The 21,972-nt window shown below is 68.3% G+C and carries 24 protein-coding genes; 3 read left to right on the top strand and 21 right to left on the bottom strand.

From position 1 onward, the window contains the following. The first annotated feature begins 37 nt into the window (after window positions 1-37). Window positions 38-997, top strand: coding sequence for a ribonuclease Z (locus tag NMG10_RS01490; RefSeq protein ID WP_254463560.1), 960 nt, complete (start codon window positions 38-40; stop codon window positions 995-997). A 153-nt stretch (window positions 998-1,150) separates the two neighbouring features. Here NMG10_RS01490 and NMG10_RS01485 read toward each other — a convergent pair whose 3' ends face one another. After that, window positions 1,151-2,719: a sensor domain-containing diguanylate cyclase gene (locus NMG10_RS01485; RefSeq protein WP_254463559.1), complete on the bottom strand. Its 1,569-nt coding sequence runs from the start codon at window positions 2,717-2,719 to the stop codon at window positions 1,151-1,153. A 179-nt stretch (window positions 2,720-2,898) separates the two neighbouring features. Continuing rightward, a complete protein-coding gene (locus NMG10_RS01480) occupies window positions 2,899-3,789 on the bottom strand; it encodes a LysR family transcriptional regulator (protein WP_254463557.1) in 891 nt (296 codons plus the stop codon). 108 nt (window positions 3,790-3,897) lie between these two features. On the opposite strand from NMG10_RS01480, the gene NMG10_RS01475 reads away from it, so the two are divergent. Then, the gene (locus NMG10_RS01475; RefSeq protein ID WP_254463555.1) at window positions 3,898-4,872 is read left to right on the top strand and encodes a polysaccharide deacetylase family protein; all 975 of its coding nucleotides are present in this window, start codon (window positions 3,898-3,900) and stop codon (window positions 4,870-4,872) included. 130 nt (window positions 4,873-5,002) lie between these two features. Here NMG10_RS01475 and NMG10_RS01470 read toward each other — a convergent pair whose 3' ends face one another. Continuing rightward, window positions 5,003-5,506, bottom strand: a complete 504-nt coding sequence (locus tag NMG10_RS01470; protein ID WP_254463763.1) for an ester cyclase — start codon at window positions 5,504-5,506, stop codon at window positions 5,003-5,005. Window positions 5,507-5,685: 179 nt separating this feature from the next. On the opposite strand from NMG10_RS01470, the gene NMG10_RS01465 reads away from it, so the two are divergent. Next, window positions 5,686-6,099, top strand: a complete 414-nt coding sequence (locus NMG10_RS01465; protein ID WP_232855117.1) for a helix-turn-helix domain-containing protein — start codon at window positions 5,686-5,688, stop codon at window positions 6,097-6,099. 132 nt (window positions 6,100-6,231) lie between these two features. On the opposite strand, the gene NMG10_RS01460 is transcribed toward NMG10_RS01465, so the two are convergent. The 18 genes from NMG10_RS01460 to NMG10_RS01375 form a co-directional block, all read right to left on the bottom strand. Then, the gene (locus NMG10_RS01460; protein ID WP_186735546.1) at window positions 6,232-7,083 is read right to left on the bottom strand and encodes a CsgG/HfaB family protein; all 852 of its coding nucleotides are present in this window, start codon (window positions 7,081-7,083) and stop codon (window positions 6,232-6,234) included. Between the two features lie 32 nt (window positions 7,084-7,115). Beyond that, window positions 7,116-7,535: a curli assembly protein CsgF gene (locus NMG10_RS01455; RefSeq protein WP_050705917.1), complete on the bottom strand. Its 420-nt coding sequence runs from the start codon at window positions 7,533-7,535 to the stop codon at window positions 7,116-7,118. After that, window positions 7,532-7,927, bottom strand: a complete 396-nt coding sequence (gene csgE / locus NMG10_RS01450) for a curli production assembly/transport protein CsgE (RefSeq protein ID WP_254463553.1) — start codon at window positions 7,925-7,927, stop codon at window positions 7,532-7,534. Before csgE ends, NMG10_RS01455 begins: the two co-directional genes overlap by 4 nt. Next, window positions 7,924-8,445 (bottom strand): type II secretion system protein, encoded by a 522-nt coding sequence (locus tag NMG10_RS01445; protein ID WP_254463551.1) that lies wholly within the window; start codon window positions 8,443-8,445, stop codon window positions 7,924-7,926. The genes csgE and NMG10_RS01445 overlap by 4 nt, the downstream gene beginning before the upstream one ends. Then, window positions 8,420-8,794 (bottom strand): type II secretion system protein, encoded by a 375-nt coding sequence (locus tag NMG10_RS01440; protein ID WP_096050074.1) that lies wholly within the window; start codon window positions 8,792-8,794, stop codon window positions 8,420-8,422. The genes NMG10_RS01445 and NMG10_RS01440 overlap by 26 nt, the downstream gene beginning before the upstream one ends. Before the next feature lie 5 nt (window positions 8,795-8,799). Beyond that, window positions 8,800-9,273, bottom strand: coding sequence for a type II secretion system protein (locus NMG10_RS01435; protein WP_232855119.1), 474 nt, complete (start codon window positions 9,271-9,273; stop codon window positions 8,800-8,802). Then, window positions 9,270-11,147, bottom strand: a complete 1,878-nt coding sequence (locus tag NMG10_RS01430) for a secretin N-terminal domain-containing protein (RefSeq protein WP_232855120.1) — start codon at window positions 11,145-11,147, stop codon at window positions 9,270-9,272. The genes NMG10_RS01435 and NMG10_RS01430 overlap by 4 nt, the downstream gene beginning before the upstream one ends. Next, entirely contained in the window at window positions 11,144-11,644 is a 501-nt protein-coding gene (locus NMG10_RS01425; RefSeq protein WP_203646725.1) for a hypothetical protein, read from the bottom strand. Before NMG10_RS01425 ends, NMG10_RS01430 begins: the two co-directional genes overlap by 4 nt. Continuing rightward, window positions 11,644-12,195: a type 4a pilus biogenesis protein PilO gene (gene pilO, locus NMG10_RS01420; RefSeq protein WP_232855122.1), complete on the bottom strand. Its 552-nt coding sequence runs from the start codon at window positions 12,193-12,195 to the stop codon at window positions 11,644-11,646. Before pilO ends, NMG10_RS01425 begins: the two co-directional genes overlap by 1 nt. Next, a complete protein-coding gene (locus tag NMG10_RS01415; RefSeq protein WP_110739465.1) occupies window positions 12,182-12,724 on the bottom strand; it encodes a PilN domain-containing protein in 543 nt (180 codons plus the stop codon). Before NMG10_RS01415 ends, pilO begins: the two co-directional genes overlap by 14 nt. Window position 12,725: 1 nt before the next feature. Beyond that, window positions 12,726-13,508, bottom strand: a complete 783-nt coding sequence (locus NMG10_RS01410) for a hypothetical protein (protein WP_203646728.1) — start codon at window positions 13,506-13,508, stop codon at window positions 12,726-12,728. Then, complete coding sequence (locus NMG10_RS01405) at window positions 13,489-15,240, bottom strand: GspE/PulE family protein (RefSeq protein WP_254463549.1); 1,752 nt, start codon at window positions 15,238-15,240, stop codon at window positions 13,489-13,491. The genes NMG10_RS01410 and NMG10_RS01405 overlap by 20 nt, the downstream gene beginning before the upstream one ends. Before the next feature lie 54 nt (window positions 15,241-15,294). Further along, window positions 15,295-15,828, bottom strand: a complete 534-nt coding sequence (locus tag NMG10_RS01400; protein ID WP_203646729.1) for a response regulator — start codon at window positions 15,826-15,828, stop codon at window positions 15,295-15,297. 240 nt (window positions 15,829-16,068) lie between these two features. Next, window positions 16,069-16,710 carry a SurA N-terminal domain-containing protein gene (locus NMG10_RS01395; RefSeq protein WP_254463547.1) on the bottom strand — a complete coding sequence of 214 codons (642 nt, stop codon included), beginning with the start codon at window positions 16,708-16,710 and terminating at the stop codon, window positions 16,069-16,071. 21 nt (window positions 16,711-16,731) lie between these two features. Next, window positions 16,732-18,300, bottom strand: coding sequence for an ABC transporter substrate-binding protein (locus NMG10_RS01390; protein WP_254463545.1), 1,569 nt, complete (start codon window positions 18,298-18,300; stop codon window positions 16,732-16,734). Between the two features lie 83 nt (window positions 18,301-18,383). Continuing rightward, window positions 18,384-19,040 carry an SCO family protein gene (locus tag NMG10_RS01385; protein ID WP_254463543.1) on the bottom strand — a complete coding sequence of 219 codons (657 nt, stop codon included), beginning with the start codon at window positions 19,038-19,040 and terminating at the stop codon, window positions 18,384-18,386. Next, window positions 19,037-19,690 (bottom strand): SCO family protein, encoded by a 654-nt coding sequence (locus NMG10_RS01380; RefSeq protein ID WP_203646734.1) that lies wholly within the window; start codon window positions 19,688-19,690, stop codon window positions 19,037-19,039. The genes NMG10_RS01385 and NMG10_RS01380 overlap by 4 nt, the downstream gene beginning before the upstream one ends. Further along, the gene (locus tag NMG10_RS01375; protein ID WP_254463541.1) at window positions 19,687-21,666 is read right to left on the bottom strand and encodes a cytochrome D1 domain-containing protein; all 1,980 of its coding nucleotides are present in this window, start codon (window positions 21,664-21,666) and stop codon (window positions 19,687-19,689) included. Before NMG10_RS01375 ends, NMG10_RS01380 begins: the two co-directional genes overlap by 4 nt. Window positions 21,667-21,972: the final 306 nt, after the last annotated feature.

The raw sequence follows: 21,972 nt of genomic DNA, 5'->3' as shown, positions 1-21,972 counted from the left end.
GCGGGGTCGCAACAACATCGAATCAAGGAGTCAGGCAATGGACCTGCAGTTTCTGGGCACCTCTTCCGGTGTGCCCACCAAGGCCCGCAACGTCAGTGCGACCGCAGTCATCGAATCCTCAGGCACCGGCTGGTACCTGGTCGATTGCGGCGAAGGTACCCAACACCAGTTGCTGCACAGCCCGCTGTCGGTGCGCGACCTGCGCGCCATCCTCATCACCCATGTGCACGGCGACCACTGCTTCGGCTTGCCGGGGCTGCTGGCCAGTGCCGGCATGTCGGGGCGCAAGGAACCCTTACAGCTGGTGCTGCCGGCCGAGCTTCAGGCCTGGGTGCGCCAGAGCCTGGCGGTCAGCGACACCTACCTGCCCTTCGAGCTGCAGATGCAGCCGGTCGAGACCTTCACCGGGCTGGAACATGGCAATGTGCAGATCGGCGTGGTCGAGCTGTCGCACCGGGTACCGTCCTACGGTTTCGTGTTCGAGGAACGTGACCCAGAGCCACGGCTGGACACCCAGCGCCTGCAGGCCGACGGCATCCCCGCCGGGCCGTTGTGGGGGCAACTGGCCCGTGGCAGGACTGTCGAGCACGAGGGGCGCCAGCTTGATCCGCAGACTTACCTGCAACCGACGCGCCCGGCGCAGCGGATCATCGTCTGCGGCGACAACGACCGCCCGGAGCTGTTGAGCACGCTGGCGGCGAACGTGGATGTGCTGGTCCATGAGGCCACCTTCACCCAGCCGGTGGTCGAGCGTGCCCAGGCGACCTTCGGCCACAGCACCGCCGCCGCAGTGGCGCGCTTCGCCGAAACGGCGGGCGTGAGGAACCTGGTGCTGACGCATTTCAGTGCTCGCTACCAGTCGGGCGGTGGGCGTGGTGGCTCCATCGAGGAGGTACGCGAAGAGGCGCAGGCGCACTACAACGGGCACCTGACCCTGGCCCGGGACCTGCAGCGTTATCGGCTTGGCCGTGATGGGGTGTTGGTAGAGGTGGAGTAACACCCCGGACGGGGACCTTTCGTGGGAGCGGGCTTGCCCCGCGATGAGGCCTGTCCAGGCACCTTCATTGCCTGATCGGACGCTATCGCGGGGCAAGCCCGCTCCCACGAATGCCCGCACAACGCTGGTGATGCCTGGGCGATTCCTGCGGCCTCAATGCGCCGGATGCTGCTCCGCGCTGGCCGCAAGACAGTAGCGATCCCGCCCCTGGCGCTTGGCTTCATAAAGCGCCGCATCCGCAGCCGCCATCAGGTTCTCCGGGGTCACCGTCTCCAGCGTCGGCGCGCCCACCGCAATACCGGCACTGGCCGAGACGTGTCCCAGCGGGCTGCCGGCATGCTCGATGGCCAGCCGGCGCAACAGCTGCAGGATCTCCTGGACGATCTGGCTGGCGCCCTGGCCATCGGTATCGGGCAACAACAGGGTGAACTCCTCGCCGCCATAACGCACCGCCAGGTCCCCGGGGCGCTTCAGGGCCTGGCGCAACAGCTCGGCGAAACGCCGCAGGCACTGGTCGCCCGCCGGGTGGCCGTAGCGGTCGTTGTAGGCCTTGAAGTAGTCCAGGTCGAGCATCACCAGGGCCAGCGGCCGGCCCTGGCGCCGTGCCCGGCGGATCTCCGGCTCGAACACCGCGTCCAGGCGTCGGCGGTTGCCCAAACCGGTCAGGCTGTCGCTCAGGGCCAGCGCCTTTAGGGTCTGGTGGGCCTGGTGCAGTGCGCGCTCGATGGCGATGCGCTCGCGCAACTGGCGCAGGACGATCCAGCCGAAGCCGGCCAGGCCGACCAGCAGCAGGACCAGCACGGCCAGTGACTTGATCATGTCATGCCGCCAGGGCCCGACGATCGACTCGCGGGACAAGCCCGCCTGTACCACCAGCGGGTAGCTGGACAGCGCACGGAACGCATACAACCGGGTGGTGCCATCAACCACCGCCACCGCTTCGGTCACGCCTTCGCTGGCGTAGGGCAGGTAAAGACGGAAGATCTCGCTGCCCGCCAGGCTGCGGCCAATGACCTGCTCGACGAACGGCCGGCGCACGAGGATGGTACCGTCGCGTTTGGCCAGCACCAGGGCGCCACGTTCATCGATCTTGAAATCACCGTAGTAACGCACGAACCAGTCGACCTTGATGGTGCCCAGCAGCACCCCGGCGAAGCGGCCATCGGGCAGGTCCAGGCGCCGCGAGATGGGGATGATCAGGTCGCCCGTGGAACGGCTGCGCACCACCGAGCCGATACGCACCTGGTGACCGGCGTGGGTCTGGTGGTAGATGAAATAGTCGCGGTCGGCGTTGTTGGCACCCGGCGGCACGGCGTCCTTGTCGGTGACGATCCAGCTGCCATCGGCGCCGTAGACGAACAGGCCGTGCAACTGCGGCATGATTTTCACCTGCTGCTTGAGCAGGGCGTGCAGGCGCGGTCGATCGACATGGGCGAAGCCATCGCCTTCCAGGCGCTCGGCCAGGACGGCGGTGATCGCGTCCACCTGGCGGATGGCGTCCTCGGCGTGCTGGGCGGTGGCCCTGGCCAGGTTGGTGACCGCGTTCTCGGCGTCGCTGAACGCCTGCCGGTACTCGCGCCAGATCCGCCAGCCCTCGATCAGCACGAACGCCAGCATCACCACCGCCATGAAACCCAGTACCAGGCGGAACAACGACACGGCGCGGCCCTCGCCGGTCACCGCGAAGACGCTGTCATCAGTGTGTTTCCTGGCTGCTGCCATCAAAGTCCCTTGTCGTCACGCACTGGCCGCCCATCACTATAGTTCAGCCAGGCCACTGTCCATCTACTGTAGGAGCGGCCTTGTGCCGCGAAAGGGCCGCGTAGCGGCCCCGGCGATCTTTGCGTCAACGCTGACATCCGGGGGCCGCTCTGCGGCCCTTTCGCGGCACGAGGCCGCTCCTACAAATACCCCGCCCCAAGCTCCGCCACGATCGCCTCCATCAGCGCCCGCACCCGCCTCGGCTGCACCCGGGTCGGCGGATAGACGATCTGCAACGCCACCTGCCCGGCGCTGAAGTCGCCCAGCACCTCCACCAGTCGGCCACTGTCCAGGTCATCGCGCACATCGCGCAGCGACTTCAGGCACAGGCCATGCCCGGCCAGGGCCCAGCGCCGCACCTGCTCGCCGTTGTTGGCGACCCGCCGGCCGCGCACGCTGACCGGATAGGCCGCCGAGCCCAGGCGAAACGGCCAGACCCGCTCGGTGTGGATGCCGAAGCGCATGACGATGCAGTCGTGCCGCGCCAGGTCGTCCGGGTGCAGTGGTGTGCCGTGCCGGCCCAGGTAATCGGGCGCGGCGCACACCACCCGGCGGTTGTCGCCCAGGGGCCGGGCGCGCAGCGAACTGTCGGCCAATGTGCCGTAGCGGATGGCGAAGTCGATGCCCTGCCCTACGAGGTCGACGTAGCCATCGGTCAGGTCCAGGTCGATCGACACTTCGGGGTGTTCGGCAAGGAAGCGGTCGAGCAGCGGTGCAATGCAGTGCTGGCCGAGGTCCACCGGGGCGCTCAGGCGCACCAGCCCGGAGATCTTCTGCTGGCCGTGGCGCAGCTGGCTCTGCAGCTCGTCGGCCTCGGCCAGCAGGCGCCGGGCGCCGTCGGCCAGCAGGCGACCGGCGTCGGTCAGGCTGAGCGAGCGGGTGCTGCGGGTCAGCAGCGTCACCCCGTAATGCGACTCCAGCGCCGAAAGGCGCTCGGACACGGTGGCCGGTGACAGCCCACGTTCACGGCCCGCCGCCGACAGGCTGCCCTTTTCGATGATGGTGAGGAACAACGCCAGTTGATCCAGCATGGCTTTCGCTTTTTCCGAAATATGATTTTGCCTTTCGGCTGATTATTAGCGATTTTCTCGCTAATTACACTGCCCGGCATCGAAACCCACGCACTCAGGAGCGAACCGATGACCAGCAGAAGAGACTTCATGAAAGGCACCCTTGCCGGCGGCATCGCCGTGGCGGCGGGCGCGGCACTGGCGAGCGAGCCAGGCAGCACCAACGGGACGACGCCAGGTAGCAGCGATGGCAAGGCGTTCTGGCCCAACGGCGCGCAACTGGTGATATCGGTGTCGTTGCAGTTCGAATCGGGTGGGCAGCCGGAGCATGCCGAAAGCCCCTTCCCGCCCCTGGACCCACGCTACCCCGACACCATCGCCCCCAGCTGGTACCGCTACGGCCCGCTGGAAGGCGTGCCGCGCCTGCTCGCGCTGTTCGACCGGCACGGCATCAAGGTTACTTCGCACATGGTCGGCAAGGCCGTGGAAGCTTACCCGGAGCTGGCGGCCGAGGTGGTCCGGCGTGGTCACGAAGCCGCCGGTCACGGCCTGCACTGGGCGCCCCAGTACAGCCTGACGCCCGCCGAGGAGCGCCGCCAGTACCAGCAGGCCAGCGGCATAATCGAACGCGTCACCGGGCAACGTCCGCTGGGTTTCAACGCGTTCTGGATGCGCCACTCCCGCGAGACCCTGAATATCCTCCAGGACCTGGGTTTCCTCTACCACATCGACGACCTGGCTCGCGACGAGCCGTCGATCACCCCGGTGCGCGGCAAGCCGTTCGCCGTGGTGCCCTACACCCTGCGCAACAACGACATCGGCCGCATCGCCGGGTCCACGGCGATGACTGGCGCGGCCTTGCTGCAGGAGCTCAAGGACGAGTTCGACGTGCTGTACGCCGAAGGCCGCCAGCGCCGCCGGCTGATGTCACTGTCGGCCCATGACCGCATCGGCGGCACGCCCACCGTGGTACGGGCGCTGGACCAGTTCTTCGCCTACGCGCGCAGCCATGCCGGGGTGGCGTTCATGCGCAAGGACGACATCGCCCGCTGGACCCTGGCCCAGGGCGATGCGCCGGTCAATCCGCCGCGGGTGTTCAGCTGATCGCAGGCCAGGCCCAACCTGTAGGAGCGGCCTTGTGCCGCGAAAGGGCTGCGCAGCAGCCCCGGGATCTCAGCCTCAAGGCAGATATTGCTGGGCCGCTTCGCGGCCCTTTCGCGGCACAAGGCCGCTCCTACAGCCCCACCAGGCCCGCCTGGCGCATGAACGCCAGGTTGTCCTCCAGATGCCAGTCCTCGGCGATGCGGCCATCGGCGATGCGATAGATGTCCATGGCGATGAAGTCGATGGCCTGACCCTGGCCCTGGTGCTCGCCCAGTGTGCCGGTGAAATGGCCGGTGAAGCGCAGCGCCGCGGTGACCCGGTCGCCCGCGACGATCATCTGCAGCACCTCGCAGCGCAGGTCCGGCACCGCCGCGCGGAATGTCCGGGAAGCCTCCAGCGGCCCTTCGACGCCCTGCGCCCGCCCCGGCGGCAGGGTGTTGTCGCGAAAGTCGGCGGCCAGCGCGGCGCGGGCCATGGCCTCGTCGCCGGTGTTCCAGAAGGTGTCGTAGCGGCGGGCGGCGAGGATCTGCTGCTGCGCCTGGGCCTCGGGCAGGCTCTGGTCGACCACCAGCGTGGCCGGCGTCACCAGCTCACTGGCGTTGCCCAGATTGGCCGCCGCCGTCAGCAGCAGCATGGAGATGCAGCGGGCGGCACGCAGCGCCGAAGCCTTGGTTTCGGTGTTCATCCTGATTTCCTTCAGTGCGTTTACAAGGGGGCATGGCGCGGCCGCGAACCATGGACAACAGCCTAACCAGCCCCGACAAAGCGCTCAAGAAGGCACTTTTCACTCACCTGATTACCTTGGAGTAACCCATGGCCCACTACCGCGAATGCCCGGCCTACGACGTCTTCGCCCCGAACTGCCCGGCACGCCTGGTGCTCGATCGCCTGGCCGACAAATGGGTGCTGCTGCTCATCGACCGCCTCAGCGCTGGTGAGCGGGTGCGCTTCAACCAACTGCGCCGGGATATCGCCGGGGTCTCGCAAAAGGTGCTGTCGCAGACCCTGAAGAGGCTCGAGCGCGATGGTCTGGTGGAACGCCAGGTACACCCGACCGTGCCGCCCACCGTCGAATACGCCCTGACCGAACTGGGCGCGACACTGGGCGGCACGGTGGAACAACTGGCGCATTGGGCGGAGTCGAACATGCCGGCGATAGTTCAAGCTCGGCAACGCTACGATAAGAGGCCGGACCCAGGATCCCCCCGCAATGCACTTCCCCTGTAGGAGCGGCCTTGTGCCGCGAAAGGGCTGCAAAGCAGCCCCGCCGATCTTTGCATTAGCGCGCAAATCCCGGGGCCGCTGTGCGGCCCTTTCGCGGCGCAAGGCCGCTCCTACAGGCAAGCGCGTAACCTCGACTTACGGCTGCTGATACTGACTCAGGTACTTGTCCAGCACCGCCTTGTCCCCCGCCCCATCCCCCGCCACCTGCCACAACCGCCGCTCGATCCCCTGGGCCAGCAGGTGGCCCACCGCGGCTTCGATGGCCGACAGCACGCACAGCTGCGCCGGTTCGTTGGTGGTGTAGCCCACCTCGGCTTCGAGCAGCTTCTTGAACTCGATGAACTTGAACACCCCGGCGTTCTGCCCGACCGAGTAGATGGTCTTGCTGGTCATCACGTTGGCCAGCACCTGGCCGGTGCGCACGTCCACCGCCCGCAGGTTGACCGTGACCTGGTCGACCCGGTACTCGCGGGACAGGCCGATGCCCAGGTAGCGGGCGCCCTCACCGCCGCTGCGCACATTGGTGTCGTAGGCGATGATGCCGCCCTCGAGCATCAGGTTGGCCGCCTGCAGCGGCGGCAGCTCGCCCTGGATGTTTTCCGCGACGTCGGGCTTCTTCTGCGAGGCGCGGATGATCTTGCGCTCGGTCAGCAGGTTCTGCAGGCCCTCGCGCTCCAGCACCACGAACCAGCCGCTGGCGTTGAGCGCGTCCATCAGCATGCTCGCCGCCCCCTGGGTGACGCTGGTGGAAAACGAACTGGCCGGGGTCGGCTTGTATTGCCCGGTCTGGTCGCGGAAACCGTACACCACCGCCATCAGCCGGCCGCGGGGCCGAGGCATGTTGACCAGGTCGTAGTAGGTCGAGGCCCGCGGCGTCAGCGTCGGGGTCTCGGGGTCCTGTTCGGCGGGCATCGGCTCGCGCAGGCCGCAGCCTGGCAGGCTACCCAGGGCGGCGAGGACCAGCAGTGTGCTCAGCAGGCGTTTCATGGCGTTCTCTCCCCAGTAAAGACCCGTCCCTCTCAGGGGTTCAGGCCGCTGACCTCGATGATCGAGACTTCCCCGGTGGCCCGGTCGGTGACCTTGATGCTCAGCGCCCCCGAGTCGTCGATGACGTCGATCAGGAAGGCGTCGGTGGACATGCTGCCGGTGTTGCCGTTGCTGATGTTGTCCAGCAGTTGCCCGAGCAGGCGCGACTCGAGCTGGTTGCTGAAGCGCTCCAGGGCCGAGGTGCCGGCGAATGCCGAGCTGCGGTCCTTGAGGTCGGGATCGTCGTAGTCGTTCTGCGCCTGGGCGTTGTTCAGCAGCCAGGTGCCATTGATCGGGTTGCCGCCGAAGGACGGGTTGACCGGGGTGTACACCAGTTCGGTGGCCAGGGCCTGGCCACCGAGGCCGGCAGCCAGCAGGCAGGCGGCGATGCGTCGTGCAAGGTGGGTGCTCATAGCTCGTCCCTCTCAAGATCAGTTGTGTCCTGCAGCAGTCGTTGCAGCTTGCGCTGGACGATCTGCTGCCTGACCAGGTCGGCGGCCGCGATGGCCTCGTCGTTGAGTTGCGTGGTGTTGGGCGGCAGGAAACGCCGGTACAGCACCTCGCGCTCGTATTCCACCGTCACTAGGCTGCCCCAGCGGGCATCCGGGCGTTCGCGCACCACCAGGTTGAAGTCGAGCCGGCTGGTGGCGCGCAGCCGGTCGCTGAAGGCGTGATAGAAGTCGTGGCCGATGTGCGAGATGGTGTTGTCGACGATAAAACCCATCATCTCGTCCTCGGCACCCGCCCGGGCCTGGCCCTGCAGCAGCGCCAGGCACAGGCACAGCAACGTGGCCAGGCGTTTCATGGCGCCTCTCCCGGGCCTGCGTGCTGGCGGGCGCCGCCGGCGCTCTCGGCAAAGGCCTGCTCGGCGACGAACTGCCAGTCGCTGTAGTGCTCCAGCCCTTCGAAAGCGCTCCACTGGGCGTCGAAGCCACTGCGCTTGAGCGGCGCGGTCTCGGAGCGGCTGTACACCCCGGTGATACGGCCATCGACCGCGCGCAGCAGGCCCCACGCCTCGCCGCCGCCGACCGGGTCCGGGTAGAGCCTGCGCAGGTGGCGCTGCGGCGCCGGGAAACGGTTGTCCTCCACCAGCTCGCCCAGGTCCTGCGGGTACTGGGCCAGGCCCGGCGAGGCGCGGTAGTAGCTGCGCAGGGCCTGGGCGTACTGGCCGCCCACCCACAGCAGCTGGCGCTCACGCTCGCGCTGCACGCTGGTGGCCCACAGGGTGCCGGTGGCCGCCAAGGCCACGCTGCTGATGGCGATCAGCAGCAGCACGCCCAGGTAGGTGAAGCCGGTTTCACCATTCGGCATAGAGGCTGCCATCACGCGCCCTCCCGCTGGCTCCACTCTTGATGTCGGCCACCCCGCCAGCCACGCCCTCGGGCGGCGGCACCAGCTGCCAGGCATCGCGGCGCTCGGTGATCGGGTCGACCGGTGTGTTGCGCAGGTAGCGCTGCTCCACCAGCTGATCGAGGGAATCGGGGTAGTGCCCGGTGTCGCCGTAGTAGTGGTCCAGGGCCTCGCGCAGCACCGCCAGGCTCTGGCGCAGGGTGGCCTCGCGGGAGGCCTCCAGGCTGTTGAAGTAGCGCGGCATGGCGATGGTCATCAGGGTGGCGATGATCGCCATCACCACCAGCAGTTCGATGAGGGTAAAGCCCTTGCTCGGTTTCATCGCCGTCACCATTGCCCGTAGGGGACGTTGTTGAGGCCCTTGCCGGCGGCCGTGGAATAGACGTCGAACACGTCCTCGCCCTCGCGCGGGTTGTCGGCCGCGCTGTCGTAGGCGCGCAGGCCCCAGCCGCCCTGGTCGTCGGCCTTGGCGGCGCGCAGCGGGTCGTGGGGGATGCGCCGCAGGAAGTAGAACTTCGCGCCCTTGGCGCTGCGCACATCGCGCACGCCGTCCACCAGCACCTGCAGGTTCGGTGGATAGCCGCTGCCGTTCAGGCGCTTCTCGATGTAGCCGGCGTCGAAGGCGCGCTTGTAGGCATCGATGGCGTCGCGGATCTGGTACAGGGCCTCGCGCAGTTGCTGCTCCTTGCCCCGGCGCACCACGGTCTCGGTCAGTGGCGCGGCCATGCTGGCGAGCAGCCCGAGCAGCGCCAGGGTCAGCACCACCTCGATCAGGCTGAAGCCCTGCTGGCGGCGTGTCATGGCCGTGGCCTCGGGCTGGCGGGCACCACCGCCATCTGCCCTTCCACCAGCGGCGCCTCCTGCGACTCGCTGCCCGGCACCTCGGTGGGCACCGCGCTGGCCGGCACCGGCTGGGCCAGCTGGCGCACCTGCAGGGCCGACTCGGTGCCGGTGGCGAACTCCATGTCCGACGGGCTCTGGTACGGCAGGTTGCGCACGATGCGCGGGGTGATCGCCAGCACCAGTTCGGACTTGCTCATGTCGTCCTTGTTGCTGCCGAACAGCCGGCCCAGGCCGGGAATGTCACCCAGCCCCGGGATCTTGTTGCCGCTGGCGTTGTGGTCGTTGCGCACCAGCCCGGCCAGCACCTGGGTCTCGCCATCGTGCAGGCGCAGGCTGGTCTGGGCGTTGCGGGTGTCGACCTGGACCGGGATGGTGCCCTGGCGGGTCGCCTCCAGGGGCGTGGCGTTGCTCACTTCCAGCGCCACCTTGATCGCCACCTCGTTGTTCAGGTGCACGGTGGGCTGCACTTCGAGCTTGAGGCCGACGTCCAGGTAGGTGACGCTCTCGGTGATCACCGGGCCCTGGGTCGAGGGCACCGAGGTCGCGCTGATGATCGGCACCCGCTGGCCGATGTGGATGCGCGCCTGCTCGCGGTTGCTGACCCGGATCACGGGGCTTGCCAGGGTGTTGATGTCCTTGTCCTGGGCGTTGATCTTGGCCTGCGGCGCCGGCGAGATGCTGATGCGGCTGGAGTCGATGCCGCGCAGCTGGTCGAGCACGCTCACCGACTTGCCGTCGCTGGTCAGCACGCCGAAGGTGTTGGGCCATTGCAGGCCGAGGTCGAGGATGCGCGAGGTGGCCACCTCCATCACCTCCACTTCCAGCACCACCTCGGGGTTGGACTGGTCCTGGGACTGCAGCAGTTTCTCGGCCATGCGCACGGCGTCGGGGGTGTCACGCATGGTCAGGGTGTTGAGGCGCTCGTCGACGAACACGTCGCGGGTCTTGAGCATGGTCTTGACCATGTTCAGCGCGGTGTTGGCGTCGATGCTGGTCAGGTAGAAGGTACGCATGACCAGTTCCTGGTAGTCCTTGGTCTTCTGCGGCGAGTCCGGGTAGATCAGCAGGGTGTTGTCGTTGACGATCTTCTGGCGCATCTGGTTCTGCTCCAGCAGCAGGGCCACGGCGTCCTCGATGCGCACCTCGCGCACGAAGATGGTGGCCTTCATGTCCGGGCGCAGGTCCTTGTCGAAGATGAAGTTGATCCCGGCAACCTGGGCCAGCACCTCGAAGATGGTCTTCAGGTCAGCATCGCGAAACTCCAGGGTCACCGGCCGTTCCAGCTTGCTGCGTAGCTGCGGGTACGGCGTGGCGGTGCGCGCCTGGACGTTCTCGATGTCGCTGCGCAGCATCTGGCCTTTCTGGTTCTGCGGATCCAGGCGCAGCACCTCGCGCATGTAGCGCTCGGCGCCGAACAGGTCGCCCTGGCGCAACGCCGCCTGGCCGAGGGCGACGCGATCGTCGAGGGTGCGGATCAGCTCCAGCTGGCGGATGCCTTCCTGGGCACGGCGGTTGTTGGCCTCTATGGTCAGCACCCGGCCGTAGCCCATGCGCGCGCCAGCGAAGTCGTGGCGCACGCGGTCGCTGTCGGCCTGGGTCAGCAGCGCCTCGACCGCGGCCTGGCGGCCGTGGGCCAGGGCGATGTTCAGTTCGGTGTCACGCGGGTCCTCGCGCAGGGCCTCTTCCAGGCGGGCGATCCCGGCCTCGTACTGGCCTTCCTTGATCAGCTCCTGGCTGTCCTTGCGCGCGGCGCTCGAGCCACATCCGCCGATGGCCACGCACAGGGCCAGGAGCATGAACGGTGCAGGCTTGCACAACTTCGACGATTTCATGGGGCGCTCCCGACAGACAGGGTCTGTGGCTGGTGCAGTGGCAGGTAGACCAGGCTCAGCTCGGTGGCCGAGACCTGGTCCAGACGGTAGGTGTCATCGATCACGTCGCCCTGGCGCACGACGTAGAGCTTGTCGCCGCTCTGCAGGAAGATCTGCAGGTCGTCGCGTTCGCCCATGCGGCCGATGAAGCGAAACGGCAGTGTCGGCGCGGTGGGCGCGGCGGCCACCGGGGCGGTGACCACGGGTTGTTCGGTGACGGTGGCCAGGGCCTGGGGTGGGGTCCATTGCTGGCTGGGGAACAGGTCGCGTGAAGGGCTAGTGGCCTCATCGCGGGGCAAGCCCGCTCCCACGTTGGTGGGGGCTGCGTGGGAGCGGGCTTGCCCCGCGATCGGGCCGGCCGCCTCGTCCTCCAGGCCGAACCAGTGCCCCGGCGCCCACGCCAGCGCGGCGCTCACCCCGAGGAACCCGGCCCACATCACCGCACGCTGAGTGTTCATCACGACCTCGACAGGTAAAGGGTCATGCGCACACGACCGGTCAGTTCCCTGTCACCGATCCGCTTGCGCTGCAGCTCCAGGTCTTCCAGCACCAGGGTCGGCAACTGGCCGAGCAGTGCCTTGAGGAAGCCGCGGATCTGCGGGTAGCTGCCACGCACCGGCAGGACAATCTGGTAGCGCGCCAGCTGGGTCTTGGGGTCCACCCCCAGGGCGTACTCGCCGCGGGACAGGCTGATGCGCTCGGCGCTGGCCAGGTGGTACAGGCGCTCGATCAGCTCGCTGGCCTGGGGTTGGCCGGGCAACTGCTGGCGCAGTTCGTCCAGGGCCTGCTGCTCGGGTCGGGCCTGGACCTTCAGCTCGCCACGCGCCAGACGCTGCACCTGGGCGCTGGCATCGGCCTCGCTGGCGCGCAGCTCGCGCACCGCCTGCCAGTGCGGCAGCACCCCGGCCAGGGCGATGGCCAGCGCCAGGGCGCCAACCAGCAGCGCCGCCAGCCCTGCCCGGCCCAGGCGCCGCAGCGCTTCGTGGACAATCAGGCTAGGGACGCGCATGGCCGGTCTCCCAGGTGGCGGTGAGGTTGAAACGCACCGGATGCTCGGCCTGCCCGGCCAGCACTTCGTGGTTGAGCAGCGACACGTCGGACAGCTCGGCGCTGCGCTCCAGGCGCTGGTGGTACTGCAGCATCGCCTCGAGGTTGCGCGCCTCGGCGCTGATGCGGACCTGGCCCTTGCGTGCGTCTGGGGTGAGGCTGAGCAACGCCACGTCTTCCTGTGGCATCGCCTCGAGCATGGCGAACAGTTGCTGCCAGGGACGCTGCAGCTGCTGGGAGACGCTGCGCATCTGTGCCAGGCGCTCGGCCTGCTCGCGGATCACCGCGCTGCTCTGCACGGCAGCGGTGGCCGGGCGCCGGCCGAGCTTGAGTTCGAGCTGGTGCACGCGGCCTTCAAGGTCCACCTGCTCGCTCACCAGTTGCTGCTGGGCCAGCACCAGCACCGCCAGCACGGCGCCGCCCAGGGCCAGCAGCGACCAGGCCAGGGGGCTGCTGTGACGGGGCTGGAATTCCAGGTCGAGGCGGCGCATGTCAGGCCACCGCCCGCCACATGGCGCACAGCGGGTCGGCCTCGGCGCAAGGCGCGCACAGCTGCACCGCCGCCAGCTGCGAGGCCGCCGTGCGTCCCGGCGCGTGCAGGTACACCCGCGGCAGCTGCTCGCCGTACAGCTCGCAGGTGCGCTCGATCAGCGCCTGCAGGGCCTGGTCGCTGTCGGCGCAGCCCTGGGCCAGCACCTGTTGCCAGGCGCCGCCGGCGGCCAGCAGCAGCACGCTGCGGCGCGGCTCGGCGAGCACGAACAGGAAGTCGCCCTGGGCCAGCTGTGCCGAGCAGCGGTTGTAGGCGGCCATCAGGTACGGCTGCACCGAGCGCAGGCTCAGCCGGCTTTCCCGGCCCAGGGCCTGCAGGCCCTGGAGCAGCGCCTCGGGCAGCGCGGTGGCGATGCGCGCGGCGCCTGCCGGCTCCGGCGACAGGACGATGCGCCAATCGTCCAGGGCCTGGCCGTAGAGATGTTCGAAGCAGGCCCGGGCGTAGCTGTCCAGCTCGCCCGGGGTGCCTATGGCGTCGCTCCAGGGCACCAGGCAGAAGCGGCTGTAGCGGGCCGAGAGCAGCACCCGCAGTTGCGCGCCGCGTGCCGGGTGCTCGTCGAGCAGGCCGGCCAGGGCCTCCAGGGCCGCGGCCCAGGCCGGCTGGGCGGCGTCGCAGTTGAAGGCGCGACTGCCCAGCCACTGGTGTTGATGACCGTGCCAGCGGCCCAGGCCGACACCCTCGGCGCCGAGTACGGCGCAATACCGATCAGGCGATAAATGTGACACGGTTGATCTCCTCGAGTGTGGTGCGGCCGTTGCGGACCAGGTCCAGGGCCGAGGCACGCAGCAGGCGCAGACCGCGTTGGCAGGCCAGCTGCTTGATCTGCGCGAGCGGGCGGCGTTCGACGATCATCTGCCGCAGGTCGTCGTCCAGGTGCAGCAGCTCGGCAATGGCGTTGCGCCCGCGGTAGCCACTGCCACGGCACTGGCCGCAACCCTGGGCGCGCACGAAGCGCCAGCCGGCCACCGCGTCACGGGCCAGGCCCGAGGCGGCCAGCAGTTCGTCGTCGGGCTCGCAGGGCACCGCGCAATGCGGGCAGGCCAGGCGTACCAGGCGCTGGGCCAGCACGGCGTTGAGCGCCGAGACGAAGCTGTAGGGGTCGACCTGCATCTGGCTGAAGCGGCCGATCACGTCGAACACGTTGTTGGCGTGGATGGTGGTGAACACCAGGTGCCCGGTAAGCGCCGACTGCACGGCGATCTGCGCGGTGTCCGGGTCGCGGATCTCGCCGACCAGGATCTTGTCCGGGTCGTGGCGCAGGATCGAACGCAGGCCGCGGGCGAAGGTCAGGCCCTTCTTCTCGTTGACCGGGATCTGCAGCACGCCGGGCAGCTGGTACTCGACCGGGTCTTCGATGGTGATGATCTTGTCGACGCCGTGGTTGATCTCGCTGAGCATGGCGTACAGCGTGGTGGTCTTGCCGCTGCCGGTGGGCCCGGTGACCAGGATCATGCCGTAGGGTTCGCTGGCCAGGCGGCGCAGGGCGCGCAGGGTGTGCTCCTCGAAACCCAGCGCCTGCAGCTGTACGCCGCTGACCTGGTCGGACAGGTCCTGCTTGTCCAGCACCCGCAGCACCGCGTCCTCGCCGAAGATGCTCGGCATGATCGAGACGCGAAAGTCGATCTGCCGCTCGCCGATGGCCACCTTGAAGCGCCCGTCCTGGGGCACGCGCTTCTCGCCGATGTCCAGCTCGGCCATGACCTTGATGCGCGAGATCACCTGCTCGGCGAAGGCGCTGCCGCTGGCCTTGCCGGCACCGTTGAGCACGCCGTCGATGCGGTACTTGATGGTCAGGCCCTGGCCGGTCATGCCCAAGTGGATGTCGCTGGCGTGCAGCTTGAGGGCGTCGTACAGGGTCGAGTTGACCAGCTTGACCACCCGGCTCTGGTCTTCGCTGATGCTGGTCAGCGACAGGCGCTGCAGCGGGTCGGCCTCGCCACCGGCCTCGGCGTCGTGGCCGAGGGCGTCGACGGCGTGGAAGCTCTCTTCGTGGCGGGCCAGGAACGCGGCCAGGTCGGCGGCGTGGACCAGGTACAGCGGCGCGCCCTGCAGGCAGTCGTCGATCCAGGCCAGGCGGGCACTGTCGAAGGGGTCGGCGAACACGCCGACCCGCTCGCCGTTGTGCTCGACCAGGGCGAATTCGCGCTTCAGGCATTGCGCCAGGCTGACCTGGTCGAAGGCCGGGGCGCAGGCGAACAGGGTCTGGGTGGCGAGTGCCGGGTAATGCAGGGTGGCGGCCAGGCGCTGGGTGAAGGTGGCGGGCGTGTCACCGGCGAGGCGTTCCAGACAGGCCAGCAGGCGCTCTTCGCCGGCTTGCTGGCGGGCCTGGGTCAGGAGATCGCGGGGGTAGCCAGCAATCGCGGGGCAAGCCCGTTCCCACGAGTCCGTAGCCAGTTGCGTGGGAGCGGGCTTGCCCCGCGATGGGTCCAGTGGATCTGTATCGAATGCCTGGGACATGGCCTGCGACTCCGCTCAGGGGCGGCGCTGCAGGCTGGGGGACCTTGGGCGCCGCTATTCCCCGGTGAGCAGTTGATCGTCGTCAGGTTCGGGAGGCTTGGCGCCGTTGCGTCGGCGGTCGGCCAGGACCCAGCTGCCATCGTACAACTGCAAGGGGAACGACTCGTTCCTGTTCTGGCGTCGTTCGACGAACCCCGTGGCCGGCTGGTCGGTGCTCCTGCGCTGGCGCTCGATGCCCATCAGGTCGAAGACGGCGCGGGCCAGTTCCATCAGCGGGAACGGCTTGAACAGGACATGGGTCACACCCAGCTCGGCGGCGCGCTCACGGACCTCGGCGGTCGGGTGGGCGGTGATCAGCACGAAATGACACGACCTGTTCCTGCGCACGGTCTCCAGGACCTGAAACCCCTCCATGTCGGGCAAGCGGTAATCCAGCACGATCACGTCCGGTGCCAGGTTCTCGGCCTGATCGATGCCGCTGGCACCGTCATGGGCGAGATGGACCTCCAGGCCTTGCGCCTGCAGATACGCTTGCAGGTTCTGCGCAAGGGTCTGTTCGTCATCGACTACCAATACTCTGTTCACCAAGGTCCACTCCCATGAACTGCCCGGTTTCCCGGTCTGCGAAGTGCGGCCTTGTAGAGGCTTGAGCAGGCTTCGTGCCAGGCATGAAAAGTCATTGCGCACCGCTTTCAAGTCATTGATATCGTTGTTGCTTTCAATCCACTTCAAGCCGTGCCGGCAGGCCGTCCCCCCACAACCGGGGAAGCTGATGGCACTTTGCCTTTGGGGCATTCCCCAACAGTGGGGGAACGCCCTGGCGCGGCTTCAATCGGCGCGCTCCACTGTAGCGGAATCACGCAAACGTTGGCGCACCGCTTGACGCGCCTGGGCCTGCAATTGCGCGACGAGCGCTGCCCTGGCCAGGCGCAGGCCGTGTTCAGGTAAGACAGAAGTATTATCACTTTGGTTCTGCATCCCTTGCAGTCTTTGCCGATTGGCCTGATGGAAGGCCGCGACCTCGGCTTCGCTGGGCTCGACCACCGCCGTCAGCCGGGCGTAGACCTGCTGGGCGGCCATCTCCTGACGAGTGTAGTCAGCGAAGCTGCGCCGATCGAAGCCCGCCTCCTCCAGGCGGCGCTCGAACACCGCGGGACTGCCGAAGGCCGCCTCCACCTCGTCGATTCGGGCCGTCAGCTGCGCATCACTGATCTCGACGCCCTGGCGCTTGGCCTCCTGCCATAGCAGCTCCTTGTCGATCAGTTCATCCAGGGCCTGCTCGCGCAGGCGCTGGTAAAGGTTGGGGTTGCGGATGCTCGCCACCGCCCGCCCCTGGGCCTGCAGGTATTCGCTGAAATAGCGCTCCAGCCGCAGCACGCCGATGTCCACGCCATTGACCCGCGCCGCCGGCGTGTCGGCGTGGCTTGCCAGGGCAAGCAGTGACAGCAGGCAGGCAATCAGTACACGCATGGTCATCCACTCCTGAAAGGGTCATGGTGAGTCCGGTACCGGACGATACGGCGCCACCTCGACATAGCCCGGCCCCGGCAGGCTCACCACCACCACGTGGGCGCCGGCCATGCCCTGGCGGCGCCCAGGGCCGAAGCCCAGCAACGGCGTCAGCCCGGTCTCGACGTCATGCAACTGTTCCAGGGCGCCGAGCAGTTGTTCACGGCTGGCGTCGCGCCCCACCTGTTTCAGGGCTTCGACCAGCAACTGCCAGGCGCACAGCGTGCTCACCTGCAGCGACGCCTGGCGCGGTTCCAGCCCCTGGCGCTGCTGCACGCCGGCCAAGGTCGCCCGGCCCCTCGCGGTCCAGTCGCCAGGCACGAACGGATAGGCCAGCAGCACGCGTCGCGACCAGGCCGGTGCCAGCCCCGGCACGGCACCGGCCACCTGGCTCGACGCGGCCATCAGGTATGGGTTGCGTCCGCCGGCCTGCAGGCTGGCGGCCAGCTCGGCAAACGCCTGGGCGCGCCCCAGGAAGACGATGCCCTCGCCCGCCAGCGCCTGGCCGGTGAACGCTTGCGCGGATACGCCAGGAAAGCCCAACTGGCGCAAGCGCTGCTGTACAACCTGCGCCGCCTCGGCCTGGTCGTCACCGGCGTAGATCACCTGCACGGCATCGGCTGCCAGGCCAAGGCTGTCGCGGGCATGCAAGGCCACGCTGAGCAATTGCTCGGGTACGCCCGGCAAAGGGTCGAACACCTGCGCGCTGCCGCCACTGCGCGGCGTGGCGCCGATCAGCGGCAGGCCCGCTTGTGCCAACTGACGACTGTCGAGCAGCGGTGCCACGGGCGCGATCAGGGCGAAAACCCGCTCGCGCTGGATCAGCTGGTCCAGCGCCTGTGCGGTACTGGCTGGATCCGGCCCTGGGTCCAGCGCGATCAGCTGCAGTCGACGGCCATGGATGCCCCCCGCCTGGTTCAGCTGAGCGACACCATCCTCCAGCACCGCCCGCACCGTCCGCCCGGCCTCGGCCAGCGGGCCCTGTTCGGGCAGCAAGGTACCGAGGCGCAGGCTGCCCTCCTCCACGCCCGGGTCGCGGTCTTCGCCCAGGCGCTTGAGGTAGGCCGCCAGGTTGCGCTGGTCGGCCAGGCTCAGCTCGAAGCGCGGCATGGCCGGGTCCAGGTGGTTGCCGGCGGGATCGACGCCGCTGCGCACGACCCGCGCCAGGCTGGCTTCGGTATAGGCCGGGTAGCGTCGGTTGTTGACCTCGCGATCGCCCGGGCCGAGGGCCAGGCGCTGCCAGTCCAGGCTCGGCGGTCGCACCCCGCCCTCACTGCGGCCGCGCCCGTCGTTGCCGTGGCAACTGGCGCAGGGCAGCACGCTGGCCGGCACGCTAATGTCAGCGGGGCCGACCCGGGCCAGCAACTGGGCGTCGCTGCTGGAGAGGCCTTCGCGGTAGAGGCGTTTGCCCGCTTGTTCGTGGTCGGTGAGGTCCAGGGCCAGGGCTGGGGTGCATAGCAGCACCAGCCACAGTGCCCCTGTAGGAGCGGCCTTGTGCCGCGATCGGGCGCGCAGCGGCCGCCATGACAGGCGATGGGGTATATCAGGCATATCGGCGTCGCCTGATTTACGGCCGCTTCGCGCCCGATCGCGGCACAAGGCCGCTCCTACAGGGGTCGGTAAGTACATGGTAGTCACCGCCCCGCCAGCGGTTGGGTCAGCAGCTGCATGCGCTGAGCGATCGCCGCCGGTGGCGCGTCCGGGCGGATCTTGCTCCAGCGCTTGCCTGCCACATCACCGGCGATCAACTGCGTCGAATGCTGCTCGGGGCTGGGCAGGAACTGCCCCAGGCGCCCGAGCACCAGGTCGACGCTGGCCTTGTCGCCGGTGAGGAACAGCCAGTTCGGCCCGTCCACCCCTTGCTTGCGGGCAAACGCCTTGAGCACCTCGGGCGTGTCGTTCAGCGGATCGCTGCTCACCGAGACGAAGGTCACCTGCGCCGCAAGCTCGGCGCCCATGGCTTCGCGCACCTCGCGCAACTTGCGGGTGATCAGCGGGCAGGCATCGTTGCAGTGGGTGAAGATCACGTTGAGCATCACCACCTTGTCCTTGAGCACATCGCTGTAGAAGCGCAGTTCGCGGCCGTCCTGGTCCTTGAGCACGGTGTCGGTGAACCAGGTCTGCGCATCGCGGGTACCGCCGCCGCTAACCATGGGCTGCGGCGCGGGTTGCGGTGCCGGCGCGTGGCCCTCGTGGGCGAACGCGACCGAAGCGAGGATCCACAGGCAGCCGCCGAGCACCAGCCAGTCGAGGCTGCGCATGCCGGCATGGCGTGAGGTCTGCGCGCTCATGGCCGCACCTCCTGGCCGGCGATGGCCGTGCTCTTGGCGTGCACCCGGCGCGCGCTCAGGCGGTTGATCTCGCCGATCAACACGTTGGGGTCGGTGAAGCCGTAGTAGCGCGTCCAGTGCCCGCTGCGACCGTCCCCGACCAGGATCAGCGGCGGGTGCTCGCTGAGGTTGGCGCTGAAGCTGCCCAGCCCCTTGAGCGTCTCGCTGATGGCATAGGGCGAACCGGTCAGCCAGCTCCACCCCGGCCCGTGCTGGAACGCCCGGGCATAGCCGGCCAGGCGTTTCGAGTCGTCGCGCTGCGGGTCGACGCTGATCGATACCAGGCGGATCTCCTCGCCCACCCGCCCGCCCAGCTGCTGCTGGACCTTGCTCATGATCGACGAGACCACCGGGCACACCGTGGTACAGCTGGTGTAGATGAAGCCCATGACCACCAGGTGATCGCCCACCAGGTCTTGCTCCAGACGCACTGGCATGCCGTCCTGGTCCAGCAGCGCCACGTCGGCGAAGCGCACGCTGGCTTTCTCCTGGCGTGCGGCCGGGGGTTGCTCGGGCTGGCCGCCGTGATCGTGGCCGGCGTGGGCCAGGGCCAGGTTGCTGGCCAGCAGCAGGCTCAGGCCCAGCAGTTTTCCGCCATGCAGACGCGTCATCGCACACTCCTGGCTTCCCCTTGGGAAGTACTGGGCTTTGCTGCGGCCGGCAGGACGCGCAGGCTGGTGTAGTTGTCTTCGGTGAAGGCGCGCCCGAGGCTGGGCGACTGCACGTGCAGGTACCAGGCGCCGGCCTCGGCCAGCTCCAGCGGTGCCTGGTAGAGCCCGTCGCCCACCTCGACCAGCGCCACGTCACGCGGCAGCGACGAAGGCGCCAGGAAGTAGCGCAGGCTCAGGTCATCGAGCCCCTGGCGCGGCTTGCCGTCCTCGCCGAGGATGCGTACCTGGGCCATGTAGGGCGCGTGCTGCTGCAACGGCCGGGCAGTGCCGATGAACTCGGCATGGGCCCGCTTGCGCAGGCTCGACTGCGGCAGCGCCGCGACCTCGGTGCTGAAGCAGTGGATGATCTGCGGCTGGTTGAGCAGGAACGCCACGTCGAAGGTGCCGGCCGCCGGCAGCTTGACCGTCGAGCCATACACCCCCGGCGCCACCTCGCGCAGGCTGCGATCGACGACCAGCGCGGCGCGGGCCTGGTGGCCGCGGTTGTTGTAGCCCGACATCGGTGCGTTCATGCCCTCGGCGTAGAAGTAGGTGGTGTTGTCCACCGGGTTGACCACGAACACCGAGTTGTCGTCGCGGGAGATGCTCACCCCCTGGGCCAGCGGCAGGTCGCCGGCCTGGCGCGGCGCCGCCGGGCCGGCCTCGAAGCCCTGGACGATCGGCGTGCGCCCCTGCCCGAGGCTTGCCAGGTTGATCATGCTCACCTTCGGTGAGGCCAGGCCGCGCACGTAGGCGTAGGCCTTGGTAAAGGTCAGCTGGTAAGGCTCGGCGGCCACCGGGATGCGGTGGATCAGCTGGTCGGTACTGGCATCTATCACCAACGCCTGGTTCTCCAGGGTATTGAGCACCACGCCGTAGCGGCCATCGTGGCTGAAGCGCATCGGCCCCAGGCCCTGCTCGGCCTTGACCGTATGGCGCAGGCTATGGCTGCGCGCATCGATCACCCGCACCGAGCCCTCCTGGCCATCGACCACATACACCGCCTGCGACAAGGGCGAGTACGCCACCGACAGCGGATGCGGGCCGACTTCGAGGGTCTTCACCAGACGCATCTGGGCGGTGTCGATGACGCTCAGGGTGCCGCCGTCACGGTTGCTGACGAAGGCGAAGCGCGAATCGGCGCTGAAGGCGATCTCGTGGTGGCCGGAGCCGGTGACGAACGACTTGAGCTTGGTGCGGCTGGGCACGTCAATCACCGTTACCCCGCCCTTGGCCGGGTCCTGGCTGTTGTTGCCCACCCACAGCAGGCGCTGGTCGGGTTGCAGCGCCACCCGCAGCGGCTGCTCGCCGGCCTCCAGGGTGGCCACGCGGGTGAAGGTCTCGGTGTCGATCAGCGCCACCTGGTTGCGTTCGGGCATGGACACGAACACCTGCTTGTCATCGCCGGTGGCCACCCAGTCCATGGGCCGCCCCGGCAGGTCGATGCGCGCCAGGGTGCTGGTGACCCCGCCCACCGACACGGTCGGGTCGATCACGGTCAGGCTCGCGTCCTTGTTCAGCACCAGCAGGAAGTAGCTGTTCAGATCGAGCAAAGGACGAGCGCCGATGCTGCTCTTGAGGAACAACGCCACTCGCGCCTTGCAGCTGCTGTCGCGGTCGCCGACCGGCGCCGACTGCGCGGGGTCGAGCCAGGCGCCGGGGGCCATGCCCGACAAGGGCTGGCCGCTGGTCTGGTCGCTGACCTTGAAGCGGATGTTGGCAAAATCCCCCTCGCGCAGCTCACCCCCGCTCAGGGGGCGGGCCTCGAACTCCACGGTCACACCATCGCGGTTGAGGGTATGCAGGGCTTGGGGGTCGGCGGCTTCCTGCAGCAGCTCGCGGGGGTCGCACCAGAGCTTTTCGTAGGCGACGCCAAGGCCGATCAGCGCCGTGCCCAGCAGCAGGCCCAGGTAGGCTGGGCGCAGCTTGCGGTTCATGCCCGCGCTCCGCTGGCAGGGGTGGGCGCGCACGGGACAGCGCCTTCGAGCGGGATGACCATGCTGCACCTCCACGGGGCTCAAGGGTTCTGTGGAGGGTGGAAGCAAGCGTTATGCCATCAATAAAAGTGTTTTGAATCAGTGCGTTGGAGAAACAAGTGGAGAGTATTGGGGAGGCTGCCCCAAAGACGGGGGCGCTTTGCGCCGCTTTTCAAGGCTTCTGCGGTTTTCAAGATTGCCGGGGTCGCTTTGCGACCCTTTCGCGGCACAAGGCCGCTCCTACAGAGGATCGCGCGCCCCTGTAGG

The sequence above is a fragment of the Pseudomonas sp. DVZ6 genome (assembly GCF_024259445.1).
Taxonomy (GTDB): domain Bacteria; phylum Pseudomonadota; class Gammaproteobacteria; order Pseudomonadales; family Pseudomonadaceae; genus Aquipseudomonas; species Aquipseudomonas peradeniyensis.
The sequence above is the reverse complement of the archived record's forward strand: the minus strand, read 5'-3'. Positions and strand labels throughout refer to the sequence as shown.

Bases quoted from the DNA above. Each gene is read 5' to 3' on its own strand.
- NMG10_RS01390 (WP_254463545.1), bottom strand. From the start codon at position 18,300: ATGCCTGATATACCCCATCGCCTGTCATGGCGGCCGCTGCGCGCCCGA.
- NMG10_RS01460 (WP_186735546.1), bottom strand. From the start codon at position 7,083: ATGAAACGCCTGCTGAGCACACTGCTGGTCCTCGCCGCCCTGGGTAGC.
- NMG10_RS01395 (WP_254463547.1), bottom strand. From the start codon at position 16,710: ATGCGTGTACTGATTGCCTGCCTGCTGTCACTGCTTGCCCTGGCAAGC.
- csgE (WP_254463553.1), bottom strand. From the start codon at position 7,927: ATGAAACGCCTGGCCACGTTGCTGTGCCTGTGCCTGGCGCTGCTGCAG.
- NMG10_RS01430 (WP_232855120.1), bottom strand. From the start codon at position 11,147: ATGAAATCGTCGAAGTTGTGCAAGCCTGCACCGTTCATGCTCCTGGCC.
- NMG10_RS01385 (WP_254463543.1), bottom strand. From the start codon at position 19,040: ATGAGCGCGCAGACCTCACGCCATGCCGGCATGCGCAGCCTCGACTGG.
- NMG10_RS01405 (WP_254463549.1), bottom strand. From the start codon at position 15,240: ATGTCCCAGGCATTCGATACAGATCCACTGGACCCATCGCGGGGCAAG.
- NMG10_RS01415 (WP_110739465.1), bottom strand. From the start codon at position 12,724: ATGCGCCGCCTCGACCTGGAATTCCAGCCCCGTCACAGCAGCCCCCTG.
- NMG10_RS01480 (WP_254463557.1), bottom strand. From the start codon at position 3,789: ATGCTGGATCAACTGGCGTTGTTCCTCACCATCATCGAAAAGGGCAGC.
- NMG10_RS01435 (WP_232855119.1), bottom strand. From the start codon at position 9,273: ATGACACGCCGCCAGCAGGGCTTCAGCCTGATCGAGGTGGTGCTGACC.
- NMG10_RS01455 (WP_050705917.1), bottom strand. From the start codon at position 7,535: ATGAGCACCCACCTTGCACGACGCATCGCCGCCTGCCTGCTGGCTGCC.
- NMG10_RS01475 (WP_254463555.1), top strand. From the start codon at position 3,898: ATGACCAGCAGAAGAGACTTCATGAAAGGCACCCTTGCCGGCGGCATC.
- NMG10_RS01490 (WP_254463560.1), top strand. From the start codon at position 38: ATGGACCTGCAGTTTCTGGGCACCTCTTCCGGTGTGCCCACCAAGGCC.
- NMG10_RS01485 (WP_254463559.1), bottom strand. From the start codon at position 2,719: ATGGCAGCAGCCAGGAAACACACTGATGACAGCGTCTTCGCGGTGACC.
- NMG10_RS01445 (WP_254463551.1), bottom strand. From the start codon at position 8,445: ATGGCAGCCTCTATGCCGAATGGTGAAACCGGCTTCACCTACCTGGGC.
- pilO (WP_232855122.1), bottom strand. From the start codon at position 12,195: ATGCGCGTCCCTAGCCTGATTGTCCACGAAGCGCTGCGGCGCCTGGGC.
- NMG10_RS01425 (WP_203646725.1), bottom strand. From the start codon at position 11,644: ATGAACACTCAGCGTGCGGTGATGTGGGCCGGGTTCCTCGGGGTGAGC.
- NMG10_RS01440 (WP_096050074.1), bottom strand. From the start codon at position 8,794: ATGAAACCGAGCAAGGGCTTTACCCTCATCGAACTGCTGGTGGTGATG.
- NMG10_RS01375 (WP_254463541.1), bottom strand. From the start codon at position 21,666: ATGAACCGCAAGCTGCGCCCAGCCTACCTGGGCCTGCTGCTGGGCACG.
- NMG10_RS01380 (WP_203646734.1), bottom strand. From the start codon at position 19,690: ATGACGCGTCTGCATGGCGGAAAACTGCTGGGCCTGAGCCTGCTGCTG.
- NMG10_RS01470 (WP_254463763.1), bottom strand. From the start codon at position 5,506: ATGCTGCTGCTGACGGCGGCGGCCAATCTGGGCAACGCCAGTGAGCTG.
- NMG10_RS01465 (WP_232855117.1), top strand. From the start codon at position 5,686: ATGGCCCACTACCGCGAATGCCCGGCCTACGACGTCTTCGCCCCGAAC.